Origin of the sequence: Undibacterium sp. SXout7W (assembly GCF_049339385.1) — a bacterium.
Lineage (GTDB): Bacteria > Pseudomonadota > Gammaproteobacteria > Burkholderiales > Burkholderiaceae_D > Undibacterium.
Map to the genome: position 1 here is coordinate 1 of NZ_JBMPPF010000129.1, position 312 is coordinate 312.

Below are 312 nucleotides of genomic sequence, written 5' to 3' on the forward strand. Positions count from 1 at the left end.
TGTTGTCTAACTTTGCTGCGGTCGTGATGTTCAGGTCTTGTCGGGCATAGACGGTGCCACCAATATTGCTGATGTTCGCTGCTGTCAGTAGCACATCACCATTGCCTCCGATGAAGCCTTGGTTGTTGGTGAGGTCGTTGTCTGCATGAATACTGAAGGGGCTGTTGCCTGTCGCCAGTAATTTGCCTTCGCTGTTGTTGATGCTGCCTGCCGTGATGCCAATCTGTTTGGCTTGCAGTGTGCCTTTCAGGTTACTCAGGCTGTTGACGGTGTTCAGGTTGAGTTGTGCTCCTGCACTGATGTTGCCTTCGC

1 protein-coding gene is annotated in these 312 nt (G+C 51.9%); it reads right to left on the minus strand.

Translation table 11 applies throughout. From position 1 onward, the window contains the following. The coding region (locus ACO0LB_RS20785) for a hypothetical protein (protein WP_423052629.1) at window positions 1-312 on the minus strand (312 nt) is incomplete at both ends.